At 32.1% G+C, this 26,515-nt stretch carries 45 protein-coding genes; 42 read left to right on the top strand and 3 right to left on the bottom strand.

The window, feature by feature from the left end:
- Positions 1 to 169 precede the first annotated feature (169 nt).
- The 17 genes from HFE01_RS07140 (at position 170) to HFE01_RS07060 (ending at position 9,259) form a co-directional block, all read left to right on the top strand.
- The gene (locus HFE01_RS07140; RefSeq protein WP_167438027.1) at positions 170 to 757 is read left to right on the top strand and encodes a hypothetical protein; all 588 of its coding nucleotides are present in this window, start codon (positions 170 to 172) and stop codon (positions 755 to 757) included.
- Between the two features lie 428 nt (positions 758 to 1,185).
- Positions 1,186 to 2,241 (top strand): hypothetical protein, encoded by a 1,056-nt coding sequence (locus HFE01_RS07135; RefSeq protein ID WP_167438028.1) that lies wholly within the window; start codon positions 1,186 to 1,188, stop codon positions 2,239 to 2,241.
- Between the two features lie 199 nt (positions 2,242 to 2,440).
- Positions 2,441 to 2,797 (top strand): hypothetical protein, encoded by a 357-nt coding sequence (locus HFE01_RS07130; protein ID WP_167438029.1) that lies wholly within the window; start codon positions 2,441 to 2,443, stop codon positions 2,795 to 2,797.
- 122 nt (positions 2,798 to 2,919) lie between these two features.
- A complete protein-coding gene (locus HFE01_RS07125) occupies positions 2,920 to 3,213 on the top strand; it encodes a hypothetical protein (RefSeq protein ID WP_167442855.1) in 294 nt (97 codons plus the stop codon).
- Positions 3,214 to 3,269: 56 nt separating this feature from the next.
- Positions 3,270 to 4,166, top strand: a complete 897-nt coding sequence (locus HFE01_RS07120; RefSeq protein ID WP_167438030.1) for a hypothetical protein — start codon at positions 3,270 to 3,272, stop codon at positions 4,164 to 4,166.
- 326 nt (positions 4,167 to 4,492) lie between these two features.
- Positions 4,493 to 5,323: a phage antirepressor N-terminal domain-containing protein gene (locus HFE01_RS07115; RefSeq protein WP_167438031.1), complete on the top strand. Its 831-nt coding sequence runs from the start codon at positions 4,493 to 4,495 to the stop codon at positions 5,321 to 5,323.
- 572 nt (positions 5,324 to 5,895) lie between these two features.
- On the top strand, positions 5,896 to 6,042 hold the full coding sequence (locus tag HFE01_RS07110; RefSeq protein ID WP_167442854.1) for a hypothetical protein: 147 nt from the start codon (positions 5,896 to 5,898) through the stop codon (positions 6,040 to 6,042).
- A gap of 28 nt (positions 6,043 to 6,070) precedes the next feature.
- Complete coding sequence (locus HFE01_RS07105; protein ID WP_243208153.1) at positions 6,071 to 6,409, top strand: beta barrel domain-containing protein; 339 nt, start codon at positions 6,071 to 6,073, stop codon at positions 6,407 to 6,409.
- A gap of 38 nt (positions 6,410 to 6,447) precedes the next feature.
- Positions 6,448 to 6,657: a hypothetical protein gene (locus HFE01_RS07100; protein WP_167438033.1), complete on the top strand. Its 210-nt coding sequence runs from the start codon at positions 6,448 to 6,450 to the stop codon at positions 6,655 to 6,657.
- 119 nt (positions 6,658 to 6,776) lie between these two features.
- A complete protein-coding gene (locus HFE01_RS07095; protein WP_167438034.1) occupies positions 6,777 to 7,031 on the top strand; it encodes a hypothetical protein in 255 nt (84 codons plus the stop codon).
- 104 nt (positions 7,032 to 7,135) lie between these two features.
- Positions 7,136 to 7,354 carry a hypothetical protein gene (locus tag HFE01_RS07090; protein WP_167438035.1) on the top strand — a complete coding sequence of 73 codons (219 nt, stop codon included), beginning with the start codon at positions 7,136 to 7,138 and terminating at the stop codon, positions 7,352 to 7,354.
- Positions 7,355 to 7,393: 39 nt separating this feature from the next.
- Positions 7,394 to 7,612 (top strand): hypothetical protein, encoded by a 219-nt coding sequence (locus HFE01_RS07085; RefSeq protein WP_167438036.1) that lies wholly within the window; start codon positions 7,394 to 7,396, stop codon positions 7,610 to 7,612.
- Between the two features lie 15 nt (positions 7,613 to 7,627).
- Positions 7,628 to 7,957: a hypothetical protein gene (locus HFE01_RS07080; RefSeq protein ID WP_167438037.1), complete on the top strand. Its 330-nt coding sequence runs from the start codon at positions 7,628 to 7,630 to the stop codon at positions 7,955 to 7,957.
- 25 nt (positions 7,958 to 7,982) lie between these two features.
- Positions 7,983 to 8,159: a hypothetical protein gene (locus tag HFE01_RS07075; RefSeq protein ID WP_167438038.1), complete on the top strand. Its 177-nt coding sequence runs from the start codon at positions 7,983 to 7,985 to the stop codon at positions 8,157 to 8,159.
- 43 nt (positions 8,160 to 8,202) lie between these two features.
- Entirely contained in the window at positions 8,203 to 8,541 is a 339-nt protein-coding gene (locus tag HFE01_RS07070) for a hypothetical protein (RefSeq protein WP_167438039.1), read from the top strand.
- A gap of 232 nt (positions 8,542 to 8,773) precedes the next feature.
- The gene (locus HFE01_RS07065) at positions 8,774 to 9,007 is read left to right on the top strand and encodes a hypothetical protein (RefSeq protein ID WP_167438040.1); all 234 of its coding nucleotides are present in this window, start codon (positions 8,774 to 8,776) and stop codon (positions 9,005 to 9,007) included.
- 45 nt (positions 9,008 to 9,052) lie between these two features.
- Positions 9,053 to 9,259, top strand: a complete 207-nt coding sequence (locus HFE01_RS07060) for a hypothetical protein (protein ID WP_167438041.1) — start codon at positions 9,053 to 9,055, stop codon at positions 9,257 to 9,259.
- Between the two features lie 73 nt (positions 9,260 to 9,332).
- Here the strand turns inward: HFE01_RS07060 and HFE01_RS07055 are convergent, their stop codons facing one another.
- Positions 9,333 to 9,587 carry a hypothetical protein gene (locus tag HFE01_RS07055; RefSeq protein ID WP_019687686.1) on the bottom strand — a complete coding sequence of 85 codons (255 nt, stop codon included), beginning with the start codon at positions 9,585 to 9,587 and terminating at the stop codon, positions 9,333 to 9,335.
- Between the two features lie 101 nt (positions 9,588 to 9,688).
- Here HFE01_RS07055 and HFE01_RS07050 point away from each other — a divergent pair, with 101 nt between their 5' ends.
- From HFE01_RS07050 to HFE01_RS06995, 12 genes are all read left to right on the top strand, one after another.
- Positions 9,689 to 10,084 carry a hypothetical protein gene (locus tag HFE01_RS07050; protein ID WP_167438042.1) on the top strand — a complete coding sequence of 132 codons (396 nt, stop codon included), beginning with the start codon at positions 9,689 to 9,691 and terminating at the stop codon, positions 10,082 to 10,084.
- A gap of 80 nt (positions 10,085 to 10,164) precedes the next feature.
- Positions 10,165 to 10,338, top strand: a complete 174-nt coding sequence (locus HFE01_RS07045; protein WP_167438043.1) for a hypothetical protein — start codon at positions 10,165 to 10,167, stop codon at positions 10,336 to 10,338.
- Positions 10,331 to 10,540, top strand: a complete 210-nt coding sequence (locus HFE01_RS07040) for a hypothetical protein (RefSeq protein ID WP_207714828.1) — start codon at positions 10,331 to 10,333, stop codon at positions 10,538 to 10,540. Before HFE01_RS07045 ends, HFE01_RS07040 begins: the two co-directional genes overlap by 8 nt.
- Before the next feature lie 282 nt (positions 10,541 to 10,822).
- Complete coding sequence (locus tag HFE01_RS07035) at positions 10,823 to 11,077, top strand: hypothetical protein (RefSeq protein ID WP_167438044.1); 255 nt, start codon at positions 10,823 to 10,825, stop codon at positions 11,075 to 11,077.
- Between the two features lie 42 nt (positions 11,078 to 11,119).
- Positions 11,120 to 11,359, top strand: coding sequence for a hypothetical protein (locus HFE01_RS07030; protein ID WP_019687680.1), 240 nt, complete (start codon positions 11,120 to 11,122; stop codon positions 11,357 to 11,359).
- Between the two features lie 23 nt (positions 11,360 to 11,382).
- A complete protein-coding gene (locus HFE01_RS07025) occupies positions 11,383 to 11,589 on the top strand; it encodes a hypothetical protein (RefSeq protein ID WP_167438045.1) in 207 nt (68 codons plus the stop codon).
- A gap of 41 nt (positions 11,590 to 11,630) precedes the next feature.
- The gene (locus HFE01_RS07020; RefSeq protein WP_167438046.1) at positions 11,631 to 11,996 is read left to right on the top strand and encodes a hypothetical protein; all 366 of its coding nucleotides are present in this window, start codon (positions 11,631 to 11,633) and stop codon (positions 11,994 to 11,996) included.
- Positions 11,997 to 12,027: 31 nt separating this feature from the next.
- Positions 12,028 to 12,366 carry a hypothetical protein gene (locus HFE01_RS07015; RefSeq protein WP_167438047.1) on the top strand — a complete coding sequence of 113 codons (339 nt, stop codon included), beginning with the start codon at positions 12,028 to 12,030 and terminating at the stop codon, positions 12,364 to 12,366.
- A gap of 57 nt (positions 12,367 to 12,423) precedes the next feature.
- Entirely contained in the window at positions 12,424 to 12,789 is a 366-nt protein-coding gene (locus HFE01_RS07010; RefSeq protein ID WP_019687676.1) for a cyclic-phosphate processing receiver domain-containing protein, read from the top strand.
- Positions 12,790 to 12,827: 38 nt separating this feature from the next.
- Positions 12,828 to 13,982 (top strand): hypothetical protein, encoded by a 1,155-nt coding sequence (locus HFE01_RS07005; protein WP_019687675.1) that lies wholly within the window; start codon positions 12,828 to 12,830, stop codon positions 13,980 to 13,982.
- Positions 13,983 to 14,036: 54 nt separating this feature from the next.
- Positions 14,037 to 14,312 (top strand): recombinase family protein, encoded by a 276-nt coding sequence (locus HFE01_RS07000; protein WP_019687674.1) that lies wholly within the window; start codon positions 14,037 to 14,039, stop codon positions 14,310 to 14,312.
- A gap of 34 nt (positions 14,313 to 14,346) precedes the next feature.
- On the top strand, positions 14,347 to 14,625 hold the full coding sequence (locus tag HFE01_RS06995; RefSeq protein WP_019687673.1) for a hypothetical protein: 279 nt from the start codon (positions 14,347 to 14,349) through the stop codon (positions 14,623 to 14,625).
- A 363-nt stretch (positions 14,626 to 14,988) separates the two neighbouring features.
- Here HFE01_RS06995 and HFE01_RS06990 read toward each other — a convergent pair whose 3' ends face one another.
- Positions 14,989 to 15,510 (bottom strand): RsfA family transcriptional regulator, encoded by a 522-nt coding sequence (locus HFE01_RS06990; RefSeq protein WP_167438048.1) that lies wholly within the window; start codon positions 15,508 to 15,510, stop codon positions 14,989 to 14,991.
- Positions 15,511 to 15,776: 266 nt separating this feature from the next.
- Between HFE01_RS06990 and HFE01_RS06985 the strand changes: the two genes are divergently transcribed.
- Complete coding sequence (locus HFE01_RS06985; RefSeq protein WP_197492112.1) at positions 15,777 to 16,145, top strand: type II toxin-antitoxin system PemK/MazF family toxin; 369 nt, start codon at positions 15,777 to 15,779, stop codon at positions 16,143 to 16,145.
- 12 nt (positions 16,146 to 16,157) lie between these two features.
- Here the strand turns inward: HFE01_RS06985 and HFE01_RS06980 are convergent, their stop codons facing one another.
- On the bottom strand, positions 16,158 to 16,379 hold the full coding sequence (locus HFE01_RS06980; protein WP_063213276.1) for a helix-turn-helix domain-containing protein: 222 nt from the start codon (positions 16,377 to 16,379) through the stop codon (positions 16,158 to 16,160).
- Between the two features lie 403 nt (positions 16,380 to 16,782).
- Between HFE01_RS06980 and HFE01_RS06975 the strand changes: the two genes are divergently transcribed.
- From HFE01_RS06975 to HFE01_RS06920, 12 genes are all read left to right on the top strand, one after another.
- Positions 16,783 to 17,160 (top strand): hypothetical protein, encoded by a 378-nt coding sequence (locus tag HFE01_RS06975; RefSeq protein WP_167438049.1) that lies wholly within the window; start codon positions 16,783 to 16,785, stop codon positions 17,158 to 17,160.
- Positions 17,161 to 17,558: 398 nt separating this feature from the next.
- Complete coding sequence (locus HFE01_RS06970; RefSeq protein WP_167438160.1) at positions 17,559 to 18,008, top strand: SUI1 family translation initiation factor; 450 nt, start codon at positions 17,559 to 17,561, stop codon at positions 18,006 to 18,008.
- A gap of 5 nt (positions 18,009 to 18,013) precedes the next feature.
- Positions 18,014 to 18,778 (top strand): hypothetical protein, encoded by a 765-nt coding sequence (locus tag HFE01_RS06965; protein ID WP_167438050.1) that lies wholly within the window; start codon positions 18,014 to 18,016, stop codon positions 18,776 to 18,778.
- 64 nt (positions 18,779 to 18,842) lie between these two features.
- A complete protein-coding gene (locus HFE01_RS06960; RefSeq protein ID WP_167438051.1) occupies positions 18,843 to 20,153 on the top strand; it encodes a DNA sulfur modification protein DndB in 1,311 nt (436 codons plus the stop codon).
- 17 nt (positions 20,154 to 20,170) lie between these two features.
- Positions 20,171 to 21,160 carry a phage lytic cycle repressor MrpR family protein gene (locus tag HFE01_RS06955; RefSeq protein WP_167438052.1) on the top strand — a complete coding sequence of 330 codons (990 nt, stop codon included), beginning with the start codon at positions 20,171 to 20,173 and terminating at the stop codon, positions 21,158 to 21,160.
- A gap of 112 nt (positions 21,161 to 21,272) precedes the next feature.
- A complete protein-coding gene (locus HFE01_RS06950) occupies positions 21,273 to 21,914 on the top strand; it encodes a hypothetical protein (RefSeq protein ID WP_167438053.1) in 642 nt (213 codons plus the stop codon).
- Positions 21,901 to 22,440: an accessory gene regulator ArgB-like protein gene (locus HFE01_RS06945; RefSeq protein WP_167438054.1), complete on the top strand. Its 540-nt coding sequence runs from the start codon at positions 21,901 to 21,903 to the stop codon at positions 22,438 to 22,440. Before HFE01_RS06950 ends, HFE01_RS06945 begins: the two co-directional genes overlap by 14 nt.
- Positions 22,441 to 22,632: 192 nt before the next feature.
- On the top strand, positions 22,633 to 22,998 hold the full coding sequence (locus HFE01_RS06940) for a hypothetical protein (RefSeq protein WP_167438055.1): 366 nt from the start codon (positions 22,633 to 22,635) through the stop codon (positions 22,996 to 22,998).
- Positions 22,999 to 23,252: 254 nt separating this feature from the next.
- Positions 23,253 to 23,633, top strand: a complete 381-nt coding sequence (locus HFE01_RS06935; protein WP_167438056.1) for a hypothetical protein — start codon at positions 23,253 to 23,255, stop codon at positions 23,631 to 23,633.
- A 225-nt stretch (positions 23,634 to 23,858) separates the two neighbouring features.
- Complete coding sequence (locus tag HFE01_RS06930; protein ID WP_347566578.1) at positions 23,859 to 24,398, top strand: helix-turn-helix domain-containing protein; 540 nt, start codon at positions 23,859 to 23,861, stop codon at positions 24,396 to 24,398.
- A gap of 138 nt (positions 24,399 to 24,536) precedes the next feature.
- Positions 24,537 to 25,436: a hypothetical protein gene (locus tag HFE01_RS06925; RefSeq protein WP_167438058.1), complete on the top strand. Its 900-nt coding sequence runs from the start codon at positions 24,537 to 24,539 to the stop codon at positions 25,434 to 25,436.
- Positions 25,437 to 25,552: 116 nt separating this feature from the next.
- A complete protein-coding gene (locus HFE01_RS06920; protein WP_167438059.1) occupies positions 25,553 to 26,485 on the top strand; it encodes a hypothetical protein in 933 nt (310 codons plus the stop codon).
- Positions 26,486 to 26,515: the final 30 nt, after the last annotated feature.

Genomic DNA, 26,515 nt, shown 5'->3' with positions numbered 1-26,515 from the left:
ATGTAAACATTTAGAGTTGTTATGAGAATAAAACCAGTTTTTTATAGTAAGGTGTTATTAAAAAAATAAATTGCCAATCAAGGTTCTGTATATAAAATTTTAGACACGTAGACACGTAGATCTAGTATAATGAGGAAATGATAGATCATATAACAGGGGGTTGGGGATTGTGAGTTTCGTTTCTATTATTGTTTGCAATGATTATTTGTCTGTTGTCGCTGATAGTCGAGCTGTCAATACTATTAGTGGAGAAATCGACAATGAATACGAACAGAAGATTTTTGAAATCGGTGAGTATGTATTCATTGTCAATACAGGTTATATAAGCGATGCCGCACAATTTTTATTAAACTCTAAACTAGATCAGTCGGTTGTGTTAAATGGATTATTAAAAGACGAGAAGGAGATCAGAAACTGGTTTAATACTATTAAGGATTATACTAAAACTGATTCTTTTTTTGAAGTAAAATTTGGTGGTCTCTCGGTTGAAAATAAATTTCAAGTGTATACAATTAGCAGCAAAGAAGACGATATTATAAAAATAAATTACACTAATTCTGGAATAGGATATTCATTTGCTAGCAGCCCACACACCCCTAACGATTTGCCTTTAAAGCTATTTGCACAACAATATCAAAATTTAAAGGAAGATAATTTGGAATCAGTTCGTAAATTACAAGAATCTATAAACGACTATATTGCAAATAACGATCCCACTGTAAATAAAAATAAATCATATTATTCTTTAGTTAAGTAGAACATGGAACTCCATTAGTTAATCAACGTATATATGACAAAGATTTTAGATATAATAAAATGTTACTTTTACAAACTAGGTATATGCCTAGTTTTTTGTTATACGGCTAAAAAAACTAAAATACAAATATAATTAAATATTGACAATCTAATTGTGTGGTGATAATATTATATATATAGAAAGTGATTAAAATAAATTTTAATAGCGAGGTGAACGCATGACATTGAGAGAAAGAACACTTCAATTAATCAGTGATAAAGGAATTAAAAAATCCTTTATAGCTGGTAAATTGAGTATCAGTAATTCGTTATTCTCACTATTTATCAATGGGAAACAGCCTCTACAGAAACCTGAAATAATTAAACTGGAAGAGTTAATTGAATCGTACAAATGATGATGAATAAATACAATTAAAAGGAGAATTAAACATGGGAGCATTATTGAAATTACACGCAGAAAACTTTGTGGAAGATAGAAATGTTAGAGATCAATACATAAATAAAACTGAAGTATTACAGAAGGTAAAGTCGCTTTCACTGTTGCCAGATAATCAACATATGACAGTAAAAGCAGTTGCTGAATACTATGAAGTTGAATATCAAACTATTATAAATGTCCTTAATAGACACAAATCAGAGTTTGAAAAAGATGGTGTTAAAACTATAAACAATAAAGATGAGGGTTATTTCAAAGTGAAAGAAGCCTTGTCTACTGGGCAATTTATAGTTAAACTAGTACCGCGTAAAGCGATTTTAAGAATTGGAATGTTGTTAAGAGATAGTAAGGTGGCAATTAAGGTTAGAGATTATTTACTAAGAGTTGAAGAAGTGTCAACTGAGGAACAAAAGAGAAGTTTATGGTCTGATCATGATGTAATAAAATTAAATGACATAATGAAAGATGAAATGAGTAAGGGAAATAGTAAATGGGGGGCTATCAGGAAAGCCGCTAAGGCATTCAATAAAAATCCTCACGCTGTGTACCAGAAATATTTGTACGTAACTAAGAAACACGGATCTATGGACGAATATATAAATAAAAATAATTTGTTGTTTTTGAATAAAGAATCTGAGGAAATTCACAATGGAGAAGTTGAAGTAATTGACCAGACACCAAAGCAAGAAGCGCAAAACTCCCCATTAGTAGGAGCCTTTCAAACAAAAATAAACAGAATATTATATAATATGAAAAATACCAATGAACTTGAAGCAACAATAAATGAACTTAAATTAGAAGTAAAAGAATTAAAACATAATTTACAAATTAGAGATATAGAAATAGCTACATTTGATGAAAGTCTTGCTAAAAGAGATAGAATTATAAGCAAACTCAAAAAAGAAAAATTAGCTTTAGAAACTAGTGTAAAAGCAATTCGAAAAATAGTTTTAAATGGCACAAAAACAAGCAATATTGAAGAAAATAGCAAGCCTGAAGGACTTATCTATACACATGATAAGAGTGGTATAGTGGAGGTAAAAAACTAATAGATTAGTAACGATTAACTGGGTGTATATTACCCAGTTTTTTTCTTTGTTTAATTCCTAAATATAAAAATAATTAAATATTGTAATCAATAATTATGTGTGATATAATAAACCTAACAAAAAGAAACGGCGTATTGTAACCAGTAGCACCGTAATGTAAGGGGTAAAACAACGATTTTATAAGAAATGAGTGAGTAATGTGGGAGCAAATAAGGAGAAGCAAAATATAAGATATAAAGCAGTATCCCGTAGAACTGAAAAGAAAGTTCGATTTGATGGCTTTACACCAGAAGAAATAAAAAACATAAAGTTGCAGAAGAATTATGAACGCTTTGAAAAAGAAATAAATAATTTCTGGGCAACTGCCCCAAGATGCGATAACGGATCAGTAGCTTGGGAAAGACTTAGTGAAGATGAATTAAATCTCTTTGAATATATTAATAAGCAAAAAGAAAAGTATAATAAACAAATCGTCAAGTATGAAGAACAGGGCATTGTCATAGATAAGATTATGAATATGTTTATGAAGCTTAATGTGCAGAGTGTTTCTTATTAAATAAAAACAGGAATTTATCACATTTTCAAATGAAAGAAGGTTATATTTTGAAAGATGAGATTCTGAATCATAGCGAAAAACAGGTTGTTCTTTATTCTAAAGGACATTTTTAAAAAACAGATATGCTTGAGGATATCAGACAAATTACAGCAAAAGCGTTTTCTATTCCAGTTGAATCAACTCACTTTTATCATCTGTATAATTATATTACATCAATCTTTTTGAAATTACATGAAGCGGAATACATAACGGAAAGCATGGAGAACTTTTTGTGCAGTCTCTTTAAGTGGAAATCTGTTTTAAAGCCTGAAGACATGGTAACTAAAATGATTGGACAAATATCTATAGTCAAGGCTTCAGGATTAGATCTTGGCGAGGCAGATGATGAGTATTTACCGATAAAAAGAAGAAGTTAAGTTTGAAATAAAACAGTTATTTTACATGAAAAAATATTATTATGGAGGTTGTATCAATGATGAAAAACATGAAAACTTGTGCACTATGTAAAACAACTAAGGAACTAAGAAAGAGTCATGTATTGCCAAAGTTTGTGATAAATTTTTTGAAAAAAGATTCATTTACAAACAAATTTAGAAATTTAGAAAACTCCAACATCTCCAGACAAGATGGAGAAAAAGAATATCTCCTTTGTAATGACTGCGAACAATTGTTTAGTGTATCTGAGAATTTGTTTGCAAAGAATGTTTTTTATCCGTTTAAGAAGCAAACTTTAGTTAGTAAACTCAAATATCAAGAATGGTTAACAAAGTTTATCGTATCAGTTAACTGGAGATGTTTATATTTAGACATTTTGAGAATAGAACAAGATCGAGAAGAACGAGGGAAAATTAGTACGTCTCAGTTAGATATTTTAAAGGACTCTGAAATGGTTATGAGTGAATTTTTATTGGGAAATAGAGTAGATCTGGGAAGTATTGAAAACCATATTTTTTTCTTTGATGAAGTAAAGAGCATGAATGAAAATTTAACACTTCATAGACCTCACAGCTCAGTCCATGGCTCTATAGGTGGTTACACAGTTTGGAATGAGGATTCAATATGTGTATTTACAAATCTAGCAGGTGTATTTATTATAACAATTTTTAAAAAGGGTAAGAGTGAGAAATGGAAAAATACTTATGTTAAAAAAAGTTCGGGCGTCATTAGGATTCCTCAATTTATCAAGGGGACATTAATAGCCAATGAACTCACTTTTCTGAATAATAGTTTGAAGTACAATAATTTATCAGATAAGCAACGAAATAAAATAGTGGAACACATTTCTTCCAATATCGATAAATTTAAAGCGAGTGGCTCATATAAGCGGTATGTGAAAGATAAGAATTTAAATACTACAAATGAAATTTAAATAAAAGTTGAATTTTACTAATTAAAAATACATATCAAGGTGGATAAACAATGAATAAACATTCGAATATTAGGAAGGTTATTCCTATAAGTGTAGCGATTTATGTGATTTTATCCATAGGAATAGCGTGTACAGGTCTGAGTGCAGCTGTTAGATGCTGACTATTTTACTTGGACTAGCAGCAGTACATAGTGTACTTGTATTGAATTTGTATTTTAGCATCAGAACAACTAAGAGTGAAAAGTTTATTAAATAAGCTGCTATGACAGGGAGGGAGTAAGCAGGGTGAGATTGCCTGACATAATCATAAAAGGGGATATACATAATTGGAGAATAATATTCAAGCAGTAGAACAGAAATTGGTTGAGTTTAATGGAACTGAATTGTTGGGAATTAAGGCGAATGACGGCAAGATTTATGTAGGTGTTCGTTGGGTTTGCGATGGGATTGGGTTATCAGACGGTCAAGTGAAGGCAGAACGTAAGAAAATTAAAGATGATTTAGTGTTGAATCAAGGGGGACGAAATTTCGTCCTCCCTACAAATGGCGGTAAACAGGACGTGCTGGCACTAGATATTGATTTTCTACCGTTGTGGCTTGCTAAAATCACCATTACCCCAAATATGCAAATGAAGCAACCAGAAGTAGCAAGTAAGTTAATTCAGTATCAATTGAAAGCAAAAGATGTTTTAGCTGAAGCATTTGTACATAATTCGGCGCGGCAATATTTGTCCTTGTCTGAAGAAGACCGTGCAATTGCTTATTTTACAGCTAAGAAAGAACAGAAACAATTGCAGTTGCAGATTGAAGAGAATAAACCGCTGGTTACATTTGCCGAAACCGTTCTTAAATCAAAGGATAATATTCTGGTGCGTGAAATGAGCAAACTCATACAGGATGAAGGAATAAATATTGGCGAAAAGAAATTATATCAGAAATTGCGTGATTGGAATCTTGTATTAACTTATAAGAACGAGCCAACTCAGTACGCAATGAATCAGCAATTGTTTGTTGTTGAAGAAAAGAGCATAGATACAGCATATGGGGTCAAACTGGTTAAAACAATGAAAATTACTCCAAAAGGACAAATCCGCATAGTAGAGAAGATTAAAAAAGAATATAGTAAGAGTGTTGCCGAAGTAATTCAAAATACATAGAACATTTAGTAATAGCACATAAATTATAAGTCGATTAAATATTTACTTTTCACAGTTGCAAAACTTATAAACTAATAAGAGAAGTTGATTCGTCACAAGATTCGGTATACACTACACGGATAAACAGCTTAGAGGTGAACAGCATGACTTTACGTAAGTGTAAGAATGAATTTTGTTCGGGAAACATTGTATCTGATTATATAGAAGCTGAATATTGTCTTAAATGCTATATGGATATGTTGAAATTTCTTCCCTTGTTTCACATACCAGTTGGAATTATGCCATATAAATCAACGAGACAGATGAGATACAATCCAAATGCATGTAAGATGAAATTTTGTAAGAATAAAGCGAGGCTAAGAGGTAGATGTTTTAAGTGTTATATCGAGTTTATGAAAAAGCAAGAATCTGAAATGAAAAGCCAATAAAAGATTAATTTGACAAGATCGCTGAGGCGGTCTTTTTTTGTTAAACAATTAAATATAATGAAATACACAAAATCTATATACAAAAATAATTAAATAATATATAATGAAGACATAGAGAGACATGAGGTGATAAGCATTTACAAGGTGACCTTGTTTGAGAAGGTGCTGGGTAAATTAGAGGCGAATATGTATTCGTTCGATGATAAAATAGAAATGATTAAATTTACTGCATTGCGCGAAAACGAAGGTGCAATGGTTGTTATGAACATTAGTTTAAAACTAACCGTGTAACAAAACATAGAAGAAAGAGGATGAAAGAGTGAACATAGGAGATAAAGTATATTTAAAAGCTGTTGGAAATATGGCAAGAGGAAGAAAGGAGCCACTGATTAAGGAGAGCGAAATTACGAGGATTGGACGTAAGTATTTTGAAGTCCAACTCGGTACCAAGCCAATCAAGTTTAATATCGAAAGTTATAGACAGGAAAATGGTGGCTATAGTGCTGATTGGAAACTATATTTTTCCATACAGGAAATCTTAGATGAACAAGAATTTGAAAAGTTAGAAAAGGGCATCAAATCCAAATTTGATACTTTCGGCAAGTTAGATCTTACGCTTGATCAACTTAGACGAATCAATGAAATTATCAGTGAGTAGATAAAACTATATTTTTATAAAGACAGGGGCAAAAAAAGATGTTCGAATATAACAAGGCAGCTCAATTGTTAGAAGTGTGGAAAAAACATGATTTAGATAATGGATTTTATAAGGGTGTTCCTAACTATCCTACTAACACTCGATTCGTTAGTGAACTCAATCAAAAGATCGCTCAAGAATCTGAACGAATATTACTTAATGTGCTTGAGGGAAAACAGTCACGTTATCAATCCAAAGGAAATACTTGAAAGTGTTATATCTAATTATGTTGCAGGTACAGATTATACTGCAAAAGAAGTAATGCAAATTATGGGTTTTAGAATAAAATGATCCTTTTATTAAAAAAATAGAGTAGGAGAATAGGGCTATGAATTTACCTTTCGGAGATTTTAAACGACATGAAAGTAAAGTTAAGATGTTCAAACCTTTAAAAAAACATCTTAAAAAAATTAAGGCATCTGAAGAAGAAATTAAAAATTGTTTGAAAAATTATTCGTATATTAACCATCATAAAGACGGTTTGTTTTATCAATATAAACATTCATGGAAAGTGGACTCTTCTAAGATTATAAAAGTGTCAGAAGTTGGGGAATTAATTGAAGGTTCAATTGACTTAAAGTAATTGAGTAAGTGCAAAATGAACTGTATACCCAACTTTAATTGATTTATTGAGATTATAGATTATTTAATTAAATAATCCTTTTACAACTGGAGGGGAAATAAAGAATGAGAAGAATAATCCAGTCGAAGAATAAAAAAGAGATAGTTGATAATTTGCGACAGGTCTATGAGTGGAAGTCAGCACTGGTTTTAGACGAAATAGCCAAGAAGTTGAATAGACAAGAGCTTGATGCTTTACAAGTGTTATTTAATGATGTTTGGCGTAAGGGATGGGCTGCTCACGATAAATGGTTAGATAAACAGGAGGAGATAGCGAGGGGTTAATCCGGTGAAGTTGTCTTCTGGATAAGGAGGGGGATAAGAATGTCTCAAAGGAAACAATGGTTTGAAAAGTTCATTGGCTGCTGTTTTGGTATTGATGGTGAGGAATACATATTTCAAGGAACTTTTGAAAATACCGAAACAAGCAACGGGAAGCCATATCAGTATGTCTTTGAAGCAGAGGGCAAACCTCAAGTCATCATGACATATAAAGAAGCTCGTACAACTATGGGAGCTATGATTGATAAGTACAGCAAGTAAAGGAGTGAGAATGAAATGCACAATACGGAGAAAATGATTGAATTAAAAAATACTCTCGAAGGTCTATATGAACTAAAACAGGTGTATGACGGTGAAGGGTTAGCTTATCAGTTAAGGAAGGTAAATAAAGAAATTAAAAAGAATGAAGACGAGCTTTTAGAAGAGTTATCTGTTAAGTGGAACGCTTTTAACGAAGGTGAAAGGATAGAAATATTTGTGAAAGAATTATTTTCAAATCAGACAGCAAAAAAATATTCTGTGTTAAGATGGGAAGAATTATCTTCCAGAGTTAAAAATGTGCTATTGCATTCTGAGATACGTGGCTACTTAAATCAGTTAAAATGAATATTTTATAAGGAGAGATCGAAACATGGAACTAATTTTCAGAGAAAAAGTAATGATCTACAATCTGTTGAGCGAAAGATATCACGAATTAAAAAACAAACCAGAATCAAGAGATGAGAATACATTTCAAGAATTAGAGGACATGTACATTAAGTTTGGTGCTCACTTAGAAAAAGAGTACGGAAAAGATTGGTGGAAGTAGATAAAAAGATTATTTTATTTTCATTGTGCTGGAGGTGAATTCATTGAAAGCAAAAGTGTTTGTAGACGAAGGTATGGAATTGAGTCCAGAACAAAAGATGATTCTCGATAGTAAGTACGAATCCTATTTAACATTTGCTGTCCCCTTGTTAGTTAATTTTGAAGATCTAGTTGAACTAGATCACAATTTTGACCCTACTGAAACGCTAGATTATGTCTTTGCCTGTTCCAATGTGAAGTTTTTGAATTTCACTATGCTTAGGTTAGCAAAAGAAGCGGGAAGACAGATTGCTAATAGTCGATTTGTTAATATGAAGTCTACGATAGGCGTTTTTGCTTTTGCGCATGATGAACTAAATAATCAATGGAAATTAGTGAATTAGCATAGAATAAACATTGATTAAAAGGAGTGGAAATTACAATGAGTTTCTCCAAGTGGATTGAAAAAAATTATAGTTGTTCTCATACACAATTGGTGTACCTGTATGGAAACAAATATGTAAGAGAGCTTGAGGGAACATACGGTGAATTTTGTAAAGCGAATGGTATCAAACCAGAGATTGATTAAAAAAACATGGTATAAGATAAAAAAAATTTCATGAGGAGATGTGCTTTATGGGAAAGGATTTTTTGAGTTACGAGGAACAATTCAAAGAGGTTCTAAATATTGAAGAAATAGATCGTATTGAAAATAGGGAACTTAGAGAAATTAGAATGAAGTACTGGCGATTACAGCGTGATGCATTCCTTGATGAAAATAATATATCAGATCAAGAATTAAATAAAGTTTCACAAGAATTAACACGTAAAGAGATGGAAGAGATACAACGATTCAGAAACAAAAAGTGAGTAAGCTTATGAAAGGATTCTTTTATAAGGGAGTTGGAGTTTTTAATGACTGTGAATCAAGATTTAGTTGATCAAATTGAGAGTAGTTTTTCTGATATACATTGTTCTGAACCAACTGAAGAACAGATTGAAAATATAATAAGCTTGATTCCTCAGAGAATCAAGTTACTGGCTGAAGAATGGGGCTGGAATGATACTGAAGTAAGAGACTTTATCTTTGTTTTGATAAGAGATAGAAAAGCCGACTATTAATTCGATGGAATTCGGCTGATTGGAATAAAAGAAGTATTTGATAACAAAAAAAGAAGCGACCAAAAGTCGCAACTTAATCAAAGTATTTATTAGCAAAAATAATTGCTATACCAATCGCTAAGAAAATAAAAGCAAATGGAATAGACACAGTGTAGTCATTTAATGCTTGAACTAAATCTTTATTAAGCGAATTGCTAATCTGAGAACCCATAAATTCTCGTGTATCTGGAGTAACCCTTAGCAGATGTTTGATGAAGTATGCATAAATAGCATAAACGAAGGATAGTGCGCTTAATCCATAACCCAAATTTTTGATTTTTACTACCATTCTTATTTTCCTTTCTCAATTTAAGATTAATTTAATTATACTAATCTATTTGTATGATATGCAAATACTGGAATGTAATCAAGTAAGAAGGAGCGAAGATTATGAAGACTAGGGTTTTTACATGTTCTAACGGGACAGAGTTAATTGTTAAACATCGAAAATCAGCAGTGATTTTTGAAATGAATCAAAACCAAATAAATAATAAATATAATGTTACATATAAGTTTGAACTTAAGGATTTCGTAGAGTTGTATAACTACATTAATATGATTGCGAATGAAGCTTGGAGTAATCTATCTCCCAAGGGAGCTGACAGTTTAGGATCAGACTATTACGAATATTATGACAAAGAACTTGACACTAATGGCTATCTTCGTATTCGAAAAAACACAATTAGTATAGATAGACCAGCATTAAATGGGCAGAAACTTTATCAATTCAATAAGAAAAAAATGGAGTCATTTATTTATGACTTTGAAAAGCTTGTTAAGAGTTAGTGTCATCAGCAATAGGGAAATGTTACAGATAAAATAAGTCTTTTAATAACAATAATGCACATAACAACGGAGGAATAAATATGTTTACAGTAACCAATACAGAAACGAAGAAATACCTTAGAGCAGATTGGGAAGCTGAGCGCGGTCAACTATATACGCATGACGTTGATCTAGCTGTCAAGTTTGAAAGTTGGCATGATGCTGAAGATATTACTGAAGCAACAGAACAAGTAGTACCTCTGTCTAATGATTAAAAATATAATAAAAGGAGAATTTGAGATGGATACATACATGATAGTTGTAGATGGAAAAGTAAAAGAAGAAATCGAAACCGCTGGACGTTCCAAGGAAGCAATGAGTTTTGTGTTGATTGATCGTTTCTATCACTGGAGTGGTTTTTCTGCTAATGTGAACATCTATAGTTCTTTAACGGGGAGTGAGTATCATTATGTTTAAAGCTGGGGCATTAAAAAACAATAAGCTGTGTGTTAGAAATAATCAGGGCAAGTGGATTGAATTACATGAAGCAGCGAAACAATATGAACAACATAGAATATTGAAACATACATAATAAAGATAACGGTAATGTGGTCTTTTTAATAAACAAAAATAATTAATATATTGAGTATAGCGTCGTAATATGTTATGATTTATTTATCGATAGGCAAACATTGTAAAGAAACTAGTAAAATAGTATTGTAGAATAAGAGAATTCAAAAGAAAAGGGAAGTGTGAAATGTGGAAAATGAATGGAAATACTTAAGCGAACCTACTAAAACGATTCTGGAACGAATTGATATAAATCGTAAGAGCGCGGAAGTGCCAATTGGACATACGATTAGTATCCCCCATTTTAATGGAGTTTTAACTAAGGAAATTGCAAAAGAAATTATTGAATATCAACATTCTAAAGAAAATGAAGGATATTTTTCAGCTTCACTTGAAGATGATCTGTTAAAGATCAACTTTATAAAACAAGCATTAAATTTTTAATTAAAAGGTTTATTTTATTCATAAAATGAAGGGAGTAACAATATGAATGCACAGGATAAGGTTCTGGAGGGGTTTGCTAGAATGTCAATGGCATCTTATGACGCAAAAGAAGCCATTGAAAAACTCGAAAAGGCTCAAGATCACTACAAGGATATGAAGGTTGAAGAATGCGTTCAAAATATATTAAGCTTACTAAAAGAAAATAAAAAACTAACAGAAAGAGATATGATACTATTAATTGGAACTTTAGCAACTGACATTAAAGAGATTTACGTGAAATAACTATTTGATAGGAAGTGTGAACCATGAAAAAATCAGTATTATGTTCTATCATTATCGTTTTTCACAAGTTAATTAACATTGAATTTGTAAAAGAGGGCGATGATTTATGGGCAATTGAATATAATTATAAAATTTTTTCGATGCCAGATAAAATTATAGCAAAATGGAAGGTTAAACAAGGTTCTTTTGTTTATCGCAAATTAATGCAAACACAGGCTCATGTAAAATGACTGTTTTACCTTGAAAATATTTTAAGGAAAGAGGTACTCATATGTCTGAAGCACCTTACGGATATCATATTTTAAATGGAGAAATGGTTGCACATCCATTTGAATCGAAAGTTGTTAGATTAACCTATGGACTGTCACAGATTGGACTCGAATCTAGTGATATTCAGTATCTGTTGGAAGAGTTTAAAGTTCCAAAACGTGGTGAAGATTATAACTACGATATCGACGGGAATTTACATGAAATATACGTTGCTGGAGCCAAGCTTCTTATTGATTTAATTCAAGAAAAAATCGATAATGAAATAGTTTATTTGCCCGTTGATAAAGAAAAGACACATCCAATCGTATTAGTTACTAGTTTAGCACATATTTTTAATAGATTTAGAGATTCGGATGAAACTCTGTGAACTGGCTGTTTTAAAGGAGACGAGTAACTCTGTGGATATAAATAAAATACAACTAGGGCACACCTACCAAATTAATAATGTTAGCAAGAACAACGGAAGAAAATGCATTGTTCTTGAGACTGTAGATAACAACAAAGCAAAAATTAAATTTGTGGACAATAGAAGAATCGGAAAAGTGTCATTATATAATCTGGAAGAAGTACCTAAAGTAATGACAAGAGAAGAAAAAGTTACTCAAATGCAGCACAAGAAACTCGAAATAAATATGCTAATTGCAGAAGAGTATGAAAAAATCAAACTAATTGAAAAACGAATCGAGGAATATAGAATCGAACTCTTGCGTTGTGAAAATGAATTAACTAAGTTATAGTCGTCATCCCAACACATGTTCGGTAAAAGATGTGTTTCACAGGGAAGGAGCATAGCTGTGACTGATAAGATTGACCTGTATGTTGACGATCTTAGAGACTGTCCAGATGGCTTTGTGGTGGCTCGTACATACTATGAAGCAATACATATCCTTGAAACCAAAAGTGTCGGCATTCTTACGTTAGACCATGATTTGGGAGAGGACGTAGATGGTAAAGAACTGCCTAACGGATATGACTTGGTGAAGTACTTCTGTGAACATGGATTGAGGGCTGATAAGATATATTTACATACAGACAACCCTGTGGGACGCAAGAACATGCATGAAACGTTGTTAGCTGCTCAGCGGAGAGGTTTTATCGATGAGGATATTGAGATATATCATTATCCTATAACGGTGAACAAGTATTCTGGTAGCTGGTAAAAGGCATGTTTCATAATGGAGAGGAGACCCAGAATAAAATGAAATTAAAGGTTCAGTTCACAAACGAGCTACCATTTATGATTCAACTTCCAAATGGAGATTATTCAGTAAGAACGAGACTAAACCCAACAGAAGAGAAAGATTTTATCCTAAAATTAAGTGATGATGTTTTCAGAGTACATATTAATCCTTTTGGTAGCAAAAAGTCTGCCATGTGTATCGAAGGTGAGAGAGCGGAATTGGAAAGTTACATAATCAATAATCGTATTCCAAATTATGCTTTCGAACCTTGTAAAAGTTATATTAGTTGTACAATTGAGGAGGAACTAGAATTAAAAGATGAACTGTATTTAAATGTCACGAACGACGACTTGATTGATAAAATTAAATCAAAAATGATAAGAGAAGGAATTAAATATACTGATACCATTGATTTAACTAGAATGGCGACAACAGAATTTGGCACCTACAATACAGATCAGGTTTTAGAAGAAAAAATAGATTACGTTGTTAATAGGAGATTGAATGAACTTAGCAGATTAGTTTATCCCTATCATAATGCTTTAAATCAATTCATAAAACAATATTCTTATCTGCGAAATGATTTTTTTGTCGAAACTACAACTATGCATACTCTTAAGGGGACGACATCGAGACAGTTTGTCGATGGTTATTATTATGATTCTATTAAGCATGCTGGAAAAGCACCTAGCATGATGCCATATCAAAAATGGTTACCAGAGATCGATAGTAATCATGTTGAAACATTAAAAGAAAGACTTATAAATGGTTTCGATATTCCACCTACTAAAGATTTGATTATAATGGCTCGCAATCTTGCTGAAAGAGGAGAGTACCGTTCAGCAATCATTAATAGTTCCGCAGCTCTTGAGGTTGCTGTAGAACAAAAAATCATTGAGAAAATGTATTTGAATGGAAACACGCAAGCGGAAATTGATACTTTCTTAGACAGCACAAAGACTAATTTTTATAGGAGATGCGACAGACAATTGAATGAGAAGGCAGGGCAATCACTGGTACGAAACAATCCTACTCTTTGGACAAACATTAATTCCCACAGGAATAGATACCGTCATAAGATTGCTCATTCTTCGCTCATGCCCAATGCGAGGGATACCGAGAAAGTAATTAACGATTTTGAGATAGCCGTAAACTGGGTAGAAGCTTTATAAAATGCAAGTTTGATTAGTCCAATATTAATGCGAATAGTAAAGGAGTATTAATTCATGAAGGCTATGGCAATCGTAAGATCGTCTATCGAATGGAGCATAGACGAACAGCAAAATAAAATAAATCAGTATGCAATATCAGAAGGTATCAATCTTGTTCACATTGTTGTAGTAGCGAGTGATGTAGATTTAGAATTAGCTACCAATAATCTATCAGAAGTTGACGCTGTTATTGTGACCGACGTAACCCGAATTAGTAGAAACAAAGAAACCTTAGACATGTTCAAAGAACAACTTAGACATAATGATACGCAATTGGTGATACTCTCTTGATCTTTATATCTTAAGCGGAAGGGAGAAAAATGGGTTGGTATCAAATAGACTAATAGATAACTTAAAATCTAAACAAAATAAATGGAGCTATAACCAACGCATATGGGTAAGAGGTGCGAGTATTGGATGGATAAAAGGTTATTGTGATGTTAAGGACAAATATGTAGTAGAAAGAATGGTAAATGGAAAATTAGTAGTAAGATTGTATATGTCTGAAAATATTTTAGAGTATGAGCCTTGGGACGAAGAGAAAAAGAAGCAACATAAGAAGCATGTAGAATGTATAAAAAGACAAAAGTTTATAGAAGATTAATTTAGATATTTATGGATGGCAGTTGAAATGTAGTTTTAATTAAAAAGATAGGTGAAATGCAGAATGTATTGTGAGAAGTGTGGTAAGAAACTAGAGGATGTGTTGGAACACGTTAAGCACATCCTCCATGAGTGCAATGGATAAAATACATACAAGTAAGGGGAAGCAGCAATAGTGGACGAGAAGGCAAGAGAAGCACTTAGGAAGGCTGTATATCTAATTGGTATTGGGGAAGGGTTGAAGGCAAGCGAATTGCTGATTGATCTCTGCTGAATCAACCTCTGAACGATGCAGCTAAATAACCGCACCACAAAGTTTGTTTTATAGTGAGTAAAATATAATTTTTATTAAAAAGCCTGCCAATTAAATGGCAGGTTCTTCTTTGTGTGCAATGTTTTTTGGAAACCCTAATTGTTCGGCTCTGTGTATAATTTTAATTAATGTGTCTAAATCCTCGCTAGCGATAGGTCTTTCTTTCCTGCCATCACTAATTTCGATTTTCAACTCATTTATTTTATTTGTTTGCATTCGAATTGTTTCCTGCATATTCAGAAATTCCAATCGCAAGTTATTTAGTGCGTCGATTGCTTTATCTATTTCTGTCATATAATTTATGTCTTCTTTCATAGCTGTGTTGGTATTTGTATTTCTTATTTTTGTATTTGTCTTATTATTCATTCTTTCTTCTTTAGCTGCTTTTATTTCATTCCTATAGTTATGTCTCAAAGCACTGTTCCAGCGAAAACCACATGCTGCCGCTGTACGATTTAGTTCTCTCCCAACCTCCTGAAATGCAGTTAATTGAGTTTTGTTACTGCTTATATAGTTAATCACTGTTTTAGCTAGCAGATCGTCATCGGATCGAGACCAAGCGTCTTGTCGCATCTATATTCCTCCCTGAAGATATCCTTAATGCTATGTATATCCAGTTGTCAATAGTATTATGCACTTAGGCACGGAAATATTCGTATGATACGAAAAAAACTTGACAGAACAAACGTTCCATCTTGTATTTAATTATTTTTGTTAGTATAATTACATATAGAAAGAGCAAGATAAGTTTAGAAAAGTACATAATAGAATTTAAAACTAGTAGCAAAAATAAAAATAAGATGAGAAGTAAACAATAGTTAATGAGGAGTGATTACATAGTGGCGGTAGCAATGGATCGAATGACAAAAGAAATTAAACGCTTGGATATGTGGAATGTACATTTAGGGAGCAATAAAGGGAGCGTACAAAGTGGTGAAAGACCTTGTGTGGTGATTGGTAACAATATGGGAAACAAGTATTCTCCAGTAGTTATAGTGGCTCCTGTAACATCACGTGTAAAAAAAGAAATGCCTACTCATGTAAAAGTAAGTGGAACAGACACAGGACTATATAGCGATAGCATCATTTTGCTGGAACAAATTATGACTATATCCAAAGATCAATTAGATTTTAAAATTACCGAACTTCCAGATAAGTATAGTCATGAAATTGTGGATGCATTATCAGTTTCATTGGCAATGAGATAAAGAAACGGGAAACTAATCCCGTTTCTCTTCTTTATGTAAAAGGATTATCTCATCAAGATCTATATCCAAGACTTCGCAAATAGTAGCCAAGTTGTCGAAAGATAGTTGTTTTGCAGTGTTATTGCATAGGCTATTTATTGTTGCAGGTCTAATGCCAGTTCTGCGCGCCAACTCCCTATTACTAATACCCTTTCTATCTAATATATGAGAGAGTGTAATTTCAAACCACCACATATTTCACCAAAAAAGCAGTTGACATGTAAAATAACCCCTTTTATAATAAATTAAGAGCAAGTGGAACGAATTTCGTTCCATAAAGAAGACATAACAAAATCTCCCTACTTTTGTAGAGGGAGTAATTTGTCATTTTATTCTATCAGATTAACGGCATAATAGACAACATCATGGAGAGCAGCTATGAAAAATAAAAGATTTTGTTTAATGAAGCTAACCGAGTATGACAGAGAACATAAACTCGAAACTTGGGTATTTACGAACACAAATGCCGATAGCGAGCACACACTAAGCAATTTTATGGCAAATGGGTTCCGTATATGGGATTCTAAGAAAAACCGGGTAGTGAGAACGAACCTTGATATTGACAAATGGTTACATGTTCACCAAAAGGAGTGAAATGATGGGTCAAGTCATAACAGATTTAATGATAAAAACATCATATGATTACGCAAAAAGAGTATTTCATAATCAGATTGAATTAAATCATGCACTTAACGACATTGTATCTCTATCCGGTATGTATAGAGGGTTAGCTTTAGCTTACATTTCAGCCTTCAGATCAATGATAGAAGGAAAAGTTTATAAGATTGCAATAAAGACAGAAGCGACAATGTATTTTCTTGTCCATATTCACAAAGATTACGGCGCTTTATGTTTTAGCAAAGCTCTAGAGTCTGTAGATCTACATATAGATTATTACAAAAATATTAAAGGTATAAAATTAAATAAAATAAAGGAAATTGTTGAAGATTTAAAAGATAAGGAGGTTCTTGCATGAAGTGTATGTATTGTAGAAAGGAATTTTTTACAACCGTTGAGGATCGAAAATTGTGTGATATCTGTCTCCCCATTGTGAGGAAAGAATTAATAGCAAATCCACATAAATACACAAAATTAGATTTTGGAAATTTATTGTGGCACAAAGAGGACGATGAGTCTAAAAACTATTGTTAATGTCTTATTCATGAGTATGTATTAAAAACACTGCTGGATAAAATAGAGATTTATTTAGAGAGTCTTGTAACAACTATTTAGAAGTATATGAACACGAACGTGGGCGAACATGAAAAGAGTTCGCTTTTTTGTGTTTTTTAAAATTTATTGTTTTGATAATAACTATCGCTTATAGTATATTAATCATAGGAGGTGTTTGCGATTAATTCTCAATATTACACAATGACCTACACGCTAAATAGCGGTATTAAAGGAAGTTTAAATCTGTCCACCAAACAAATACAGGACTGGATAGAATCTTATCGTGTAGGCAGTAAATATGTAACAACAGTAGGTAAAGAGTACTTTGGATTGAATCCTGAGCTTGTGGCAGACTTTAAAGTACATAATGAATTTAGTGAGCAGAGGGAATATGTAGCAGCAATACAGCAACCAACAGTAGCAAGTAAGGTCAATCAACTTCTAACAGATGCATACAGCCAGCATAAAGTATGGATACAAGTAGAATGTAAATGTGGGGCTTCCTATATCAAAGATTCGGTGTATAAGAGAAGTAAATGGGGTTGTAAAGAATGTGGTGATATTGTATTTTTGGATAACAAGAAGGGTATGGTGGAAACAGAGAAGGGCAAGGCTTGGTATATGACCAACAGGTATTTTGTTGAGAGGTGATTCATATGGATAATGAGATCGTTGCTCAGGCAAGGCTTGCGGCAGAAAAAGCAGGTGGATATTTGACAACTGAGCTTTTTGATAAATACAGAGATAAGGATAAAACTGTAACGTGGGATACTTATAACAGAAAACACAAAATTGGATTCAAGGAATTTTTAAAAATTGCAAACATACCAAGTAAAGATGAGTTTCAACTAAAAGAAAATAGAACAAAAGCCATAAGTAATTTGAAGTTATTAAATGTAACACAAGGCTATATTGATAAGCAAGGATATGAGAAAGAGGGCTTTAGTCCTAGCTGGGATTATATATCTGAGCATTTTGGAATAGAAAATCTCGCAGAAGTAGCAAAGGTCAACTTAAAGAATAGATATTTAAACATCGATACAATGATAAGCGATTTGAAACAGGCAATAAAAAGGCTAGGCTATATCCCAACTAGAAAACAGTATGGGGATCTAAAACTTAAACCTTCATTGTCTACGATTGCAAATAACAATATGACATGGGAAGTGGCTATGGCAAAGGCCGAGTTTAATGCTAAAGGAGCTAAAACACACGACAAAGTTTGTAACAACGAAAGGTGCTATACGCAATTCACACCAGTTAATAATGAGCTATTTTGTGATAGCTGCTACAAACAAATCAGGGAAGAAATTATAAAAAAGATACAAAACTATTCTTTAAGTGATGTAAGAAAAATGGCTATCGATCTAGTTTTATTTGGTAATAGCCATCAAAAGTTGGACGAATATCGGCGACTATAGTCATGTATATTTATTATTTTTTTATGTTATAATGAAAATATAATCAATACAAAGGGTGACGATATTGAAAAAAGAGAGAAGCGAATTAGAACAACGTCTAACTGAAATTGTTGAATCAAATAAAAATGATAAGAAAAGCATTTTAAAAATTAATGATCGTTTGAGTGCATTGGGAGTTCCATACGGAGAATATAATAAAATAATAATCAACACAAAACTGTTACAAGATACTGATATTTCACTTATATGTGTGATTACAGAAGTATTGCAAAGTGTACTTGGTAATACAATAATTGATGTAATGGACTATTTTAGCCATAATGAAATAAACGAAGCAAAAGAAAACATTAAATTGATCTATCAAAAAGATTATTTAAAACTGCCTATTACTTTTGAAGACGTAATACAAATAGATGAAAGATCGTATTCTACAAAGATTACTATACAGATGTTGGTACAAATGTTCAATTCTCAATTAATTAATTATGACCCTCGTTCCCAACGTGGTATGAGATACAAAGGTAATACTCGCGATGGTGTAGTGGAGTCACCCATTGTTAACCAAACGAGTGTAAAAAAAATTGCTCAAAAAATTCTAAATCAAAGCTATCTTGCAGATACAATTACTTTTAATGTATTCGCATACGAGCACCAACCTGTGACATATGATAAAGAAAATTATACTCTCACAATAAACGAAAAAAGTATAATTTCCATACTCGATGGATATCATCGTTTTCAAGGTCAAATTAAAGCTTTGAACACAAAAGAAGACATTGATTTTGTATCTCCTCTTTCAATAAGAGTATATGACAACACCACCGCAGAACAATATTTTGGTCAAATAAATACCATAAACCCTTTGTCCAAGGAAAGAAGAAAAGAACTACAAGCGGAAAAGAAGTCAGACAACGTGGTAAAAGAATTACAAAATAATCCAAATAGTGAACTAAGAGGGATTAGAATTGCTTCTAGCAGAAAGGCAAATAAAGAAGTTGGTCAACTTACAACTTTCAGTATTTTGTCATTCGGAATTGAAAAAACATTTAACCCAACTAATTATGTTGAGTACAGAGAAGTCTCAGAATATTTAATTAAATTTTTTGGGTATCTTATTGGCTTTTATTACGACGAATTTATTGAAAATCCCAATAAACACACTTATATCAACAATCCTTTTATGTTCCTTGGGTATACGGTTATCGCTAAACGTTTTTACGATGAGAATAGAGAATTGAAAAGTTTGAAGAGTGTTGTAGATGAGATCAATTTTGAAGATAATGATTTGATTGAAATCCTTGAATCGAAGAGAATTTACGACAATAAGAAATTACAGGGAGAACTTATAAAATATTTTGAGCGCACTATAAAATAACAAGAGGTGTCTTATTAATGAACCGTATATATGGAGACAATCTATATAATCCAGATATAAAACAAAGGTTTTTAGAGGGATATAGAAAAGCAACAAGAGGTAATTATGAAAGTAAATTAAAACGTGCAAGCAAGGTTGAAATGAAATACAACAAAGATTTGTATAATTTTAGTTTGTCCGAAATCGAAGAGGTTATGTATTTGTTGGCTCCCAATAAATTGAGTTCGGCAACTATATATGGATCGGTAATTAAAAAATACATCGAGTGGGCTATTTCTCAAGATCTTAGAGCTGATAATCTGAATCCACTTGATGTTGTTAATGGTAAGGAATTTTATGAAAAGTTTATTCCAAAACAAATTCTTATAAGAGATGACGATCTTGAGTTAGCGCTTGGTAAAATTGATAGCAATAGAGATATTGTTATAATTCAAAGTATATTTGAAGGCATTCTAGGACGTGAATGCTCCGAAATCAGGAACTTGAAAAAGCAGGATATAAATCAAGCCAATGGGACAGTAAAACTTACAAACGTTGGACGATATGGTGAAGTGGAAGAACGAGAAATAGAGATAAGCGAATTTTTATTGGAAGCAATGTTTAGAGCCGATGAGGAGACAGCTTATAGCTCAAATTTCGGTGAAGGGAGTCTCAGTAATAAAAAAATCAGTAGCCTTAAAGACAGTTCTTATATTATAAAAAGCACTAAAGACGAAAAAGTTAAACAGACCCTTATATCTCAAACTATCACAAAGTTTGCTACAAAGCTAAATATGGATAGATTGTCTCCAGTAGACATAAGGAATTCAGGAATGCTAAAAATGGCGAAAGATTTTTATGTTGATAATAAGGGTAAACTGGAGAGAAGCGATATACATGAAATAAGCAAAAAGTTTAATGTGGGCAGTAAAGATGGAGAGATTTTCTATACAACAATGTACACAAAAGACTTTTTAAATATAGAAACAATAATAAGAATATATCCAGAAGTACTTGAAGTAGAATAAGTTTTTTCTTATTCTACTTTTTTTTATGTGTAGATGTTGACAGATCTGATTACTCATGATATATTCACTATATAAATTAATTATATTTGTATTTAGGGAGAGAAACAGCAGAATGGAAACAATCAAATACATATTATTGTCTATGTTTGATGGAGTAGCAATTTTTACATTTGGTTTTGGGATGTACCAAGTTAAGCTTCGTGAGTATTGGATACAGTTTGTGGTGGCGAGTTTATGTATATCTGTTGCTACTTATCTATACAGAGATTATGGGCTACCAGAGAACTTTGCTCCCATTGTAAACATAGGTTTGATGATCGTTTTTCTCATTTCTTTGTTTAAGATATCGCTACTTTCATCACTTAGAATTTCTGGAATTAGTTTTTTGTTTTCATTTATTGCTCAAACAATAATTGCAGTCCTTTTTATGGTATCAACATCGAAGTCATTAGATTCAACACTTTTTACATATGGATATATAGTACAAATAGCAGGGGACAGTATAGTAATCTTTACAAGTCTATATTTAAGAAAAAAATCTATCTGGTTTACTACATTACCCTATCAATACTCCTTAAAATTCAAATTAAATTTCTCGAATATCACTTTGTTTATTGCGTCACTTTTAGGCGTAACATTTATGAGTAAATCTATTTTTAACAATATATATATAAATGGTCTTTTTTGGTTGGCAATATTCGTGATTATGATAATGATTGAATTTAGAAAGGAATTAAAAGATGAGAATAATTGATCATTTTGTTGACAAAGTGAGTCACCAATTAAAAAATAAATATCCAGACGAGTTGCCTTCATATGGAATCATCCGATATGCTTTAAAGTTCATAATTACAAATACTATACCTATTTTTTTGATAATAATGTTTTCTCTGATTTTTGGTAATTTAAAAGAAAGTTTGATAGCGATACTTGGTTTCTCACTACTAAGAATATTTTCGGGAGGGTTTCATTTTCAAACTCCCGAAAAGTGCATAATTTTTTCGACAGTAATGATTATTCTTATTTCTGAACTTGGCTACTATTTTACTACACATACTTTTATAATGTTTATAGTTAGTTTGCTTATAGTTCTAATTTACGCACCAAGCGATATACAAAATCAAACAAAAGTAAAAAAAGAAAATTATAAATGGTTTAAAATTATTTCATTGTTGCTAGTTTCAATATTTTATTTAATAGACAACCCAATATCTAATCTAGCTATATTAGTTCAAAGTATTCTTCTTATTCGCCTGAAGGGAGGTGGAAAGGAAGAATGAAAAGCAAATTGATTATGTTAGTTGGCTTCGTTTTTACGATTCTGACTGTAGCAGAAGTAAATCTCGCTAGTTGGACGCTGGTATGCAGTGAGCCAGTGCCTGATGAATTGAAGTAATTAAGTGAAACAAATGTTTACCGCCTTGTACTGAATAAAACTTGCAAGGCGAGTAAACGAATCGAGGTGAATTCCAATGAAGTTGACAGATACAATCAAGGTAGTAAAAAGAGAAGGTAAAAAAACACATGACCAAGCGATAATGCTTCAAGTTGGGGAAATCCGAGCTTTTAAACCTGAAACAAAAAATGGACGAACTACGCTTGTATATTTGACAGATGACGGTGAATACATAGACGAGACCAGAGTGGATCAAACGATGAAATTATTTCAAGAACTACCTGAGTTTGAAAAAGCAAGTAGAGGAAGTATGGTTCAGATCGGAAAAATTGAACATATAGATGAAAAGAGTTATAAGATTTATGTCAATAAGCTTAAAACTCATTTCGTAGATGTAACAGCTATACACTTGAAAAAAATACTGAGTTATTTCAAAAGGTAAAATATAATTATCAATAATACATATAAATAACGGTAACTTCTTGCATTTTACCTTTTGGTATTGGTATAATGAAGTAAATCAGAACAAGTGTTCTTGTTTATTGGTTATTCGACATTTTGCGACATAAATATTGTAGATCATTCCATATAAAGGGTTTTGTCAAGAAATATTCGTATGATATGAATTTCAGTTGCCTAACTCTGGAAATATCATATAATTAATGTATAGAAAAAATATTACAGAGGAGAAAAGTTATGCAGCATGAAGAGCTAGTCGAAGCATTACAGATTCCTGAAAAGGCAGATATAATTATAAATTTGATGAACTTTCTTTTACGTTCTAATGACGATAGAAGTGAAATGTTCTTTTACTGTTGTAAACAAAAAGGCTTAGAGTTGGAGTTTCTTGGGAAGAAAAGAAGGGCATTAATCGACCAATATGGATATAAAAATAAAGAAGATTTTGTTGCTGATTACTTAGAAGACAAAGCTAAAGCTTTAGAGAAATTATGCCAAGAAAAAGCGGAAGAATGTATATTGATTAAATTTAAAACGAATAATCCCGACAAGATTTATAATGCCTACACTAGAAGCGGAAAATATACAGCAATGATTAGATTAGCGTACTTAGCCTAGAAGTATAATGCCGACATAGATTCGGCAAATTACATAAGGAAATTTAAAATATAAAAATAATTAAAATAACTATTGACTACACTCATTAATGCTGATATATTTAAATAGAACCAAAGATTAAGTGAAAGATAATATGAGTAAAAGAATACTTTTATCAAGATAGACAGTTACCAAAAGGCAATACACAATACATATTTCCAATAAAGATAAGGGAGAAGATATGGTATTTACGAAAATGAATTCAATGGAAAGAAAGTAAGACATCTCAATAATTACAGAACTATTTTTATACCAGAATATCACAAAACACTAAGAGGAAGGGGATATGAAGGATTTGTATATGAACACATATATATTGCAGAGGACATGATTGGACGTGAATTGAGACTTAAAGAAGTTGTACACCATCTTGACCTTAACAAGCAAAACAATCATCCAAAAAATCTAATTGTACTTGAGAGTTCTCAACATGCTAAATTGCATGGTTGGCTGAAAAGAATCGATTTCAATAGTACAGTTAAACATCTTTATTGCTCTCCTTATTGCGAGGTTTGTGGGAAGATACTTAAATCTCATCAGCAAAAAACATGTTCTAGTAAATGCGGCAGTATATCAAGAGGAGTTAATCAGCGTAAGTTGGAATGGCCTAATCCAGAAGAGTTATCTCAAATGATGAACACAATGAGTTGGGTTGCAATTGGTAGAAAATATAAGGTTAGTGATAACACAGTTCGTAAGTGGGCTAAAAAGTACAATATTTTATAATACATAAAAACTTACTAAAATAACACACAAAAATGTGTGATTATATATAAAAATAAAAATATAAAAGAGAGAGGAGATGTTGATATTGATTGGTTTTCATGGTGTTACATCTTTGAAAAAATAGGGTGAAAGCGAAGTATGAATTTATCTCCTACATACGGAAATTTTGTTTTAAGAGGAACTGTCCTCGGGTTAGCCGACAAAAAAGCATTTACTGAAGGTCAAACAGAGAATGGCAAATGGAAAAGAGTACAGTTTGGAATCAAAGTGTCAGAAAATTCAATTGTGTATGTTGAGTTGTTTGGATCGAAAACCAGCAAAGTTAAGTTGTTTAAAAGTGGGACAGGTGAACCTTTGACAGTTGAGTGGGATGATTTATATAACAGCGAATACAGTAATTATCGCTATGCGAACCAAGTAAAACTTAACATTAGTCACGGAAGCATTTGTGATGACATATCGGTTATTGCTTGGGACGCAATTGAAAGCTTCGAAGAACAGTTAAAAGATGGATTAGAAGTACTTGTAAAAGGATCGCTCCAAATAAATGAATATAAAGGGAATTCCCAAGAACAATTTGTAATTAGAGAGTTATACGCTTTAGAAGGTTTTACTTATGAAAATAAACAGCCAGAAGCTTTTTTTAGTCAAGAAATTGTTTATGTTGATGCTAATCCATCTAGTATAAATGGAGAGTATTTACTTGATACAAGAATAATAATTAGAAATTCTAATGATTATGATATTATCCCATTCAACTTTTATATATATAACAAAGAAGTATATGAGTATTTTAAGAATAATGTTACAATTGGTTCCACTCTTAGAGTTCACGGTAACATTCTCAATTATGTACCACTAATAACTATAGAAGGACGCAGAGTTATAAACGGTTCTGTAGTTAAAGGTTTAGAAGTAACTGGTGGAAATGTAGCCTCAATAAATTTAAATAATTACGATGTAAATAAACTAGATAAAGTAAATATAAGTGGATCGCCATTTGAAGAAGATACAAATATTAATGAATGGGGATTTTGAAAGGATGTGAGCACATAGATACTGGGTCTATGAGAAGTCCACCTATTTAGATTATTGTTGTAGATTTCTAGATATATCAATTACACAATAATACATAAAATAGGAGAGATTTATTAATGGCAAACGAAAAAACACTTCAAGAAGCAGAAAACACAGTACATATCGAAGGAACTATTAAAGAAGTGCGAATTGAAGAAGGCACACTACCAGATAAGAGAGAAGTAATTTCGGGTGAGATTGATATTCAGGTTGATGAAAACTCTGTTCATACTGTTCACTTGTTCTCATTTAAGTATAAACAAGACAAAAGCATCAATGGTATTTACAAAGGCATTAAGACGATGATGGACGAGTATAAAACAGGGGATAAAGTTAGAATCACACAAGGTTCAGTTCGGCTCAATGAATACGTTGGTGGCGATGGTCTTTGGAAATCATATCCACAAATCAATACTAACTTTGTAAATCGCGTTAAAGAGTCTGATGTGTTTGAGCCTAAAGCCAACTTTTCATTTGAATTATTTGTTATATCTGTAAAAGAAGAAATTAAAAATGACGAAAGTACAGGAAGAGCAATTATTAAAGGTTTGATTCCGATTTATGGTGGAGCGGTCATTCCTTTTGAAGTGGTAGCAGCCGATCCAAAAGCAGTTGCATACGTGACAGATACATATGAAAAAGGAAATACAGTATCCTTGCATGGAGTTATTGTTAATCAAGAAATTATCAATCGTCGAGAAATTGAAACTGGGTTCGGCGAACCACAAGTAAAGATTGATCGTAAAACAGTCAGAGAGTATTTGGTTAAAGGTGGATCGGCTCCATATGATGAAGACAGTAAAAATGCATTTGATCCGAAATTAGTCGCTAAAGCCCTTAAAGTTCGTGAATCAGAGATTGAAGAAAAGAAAGAGAAAAAGAAAAGTGGTCAAGGAAATAAAAATTCTGACGGAGGATTTGGTAAAAATCCTTTCGATGAGCCAACAAAAATTGATCCTTTTTCTGATAGTAAGCCAATCAATATTTCTGAAGATGATCTGCCGTTTTAATGGATAGTAGCATTACATAGATTGAAATAT

The sequence above is a fragment of the Paenibacillus sp. EKM10P genome, from assembly GCF_011800655.1.
In the GTDB taxonomy this organism is placed as follows: Bacteria; Bacillota; Bacilli; order Paenibacillales; family Paenibacillaceae; genus Paenibacillus; species Paenibacillus polymyxa.
The sequence above is the reverse complement of the archived record's forward strand: the minus strand, read 5'-3'. Positions and strand labels throughout refer to the sequence as shown.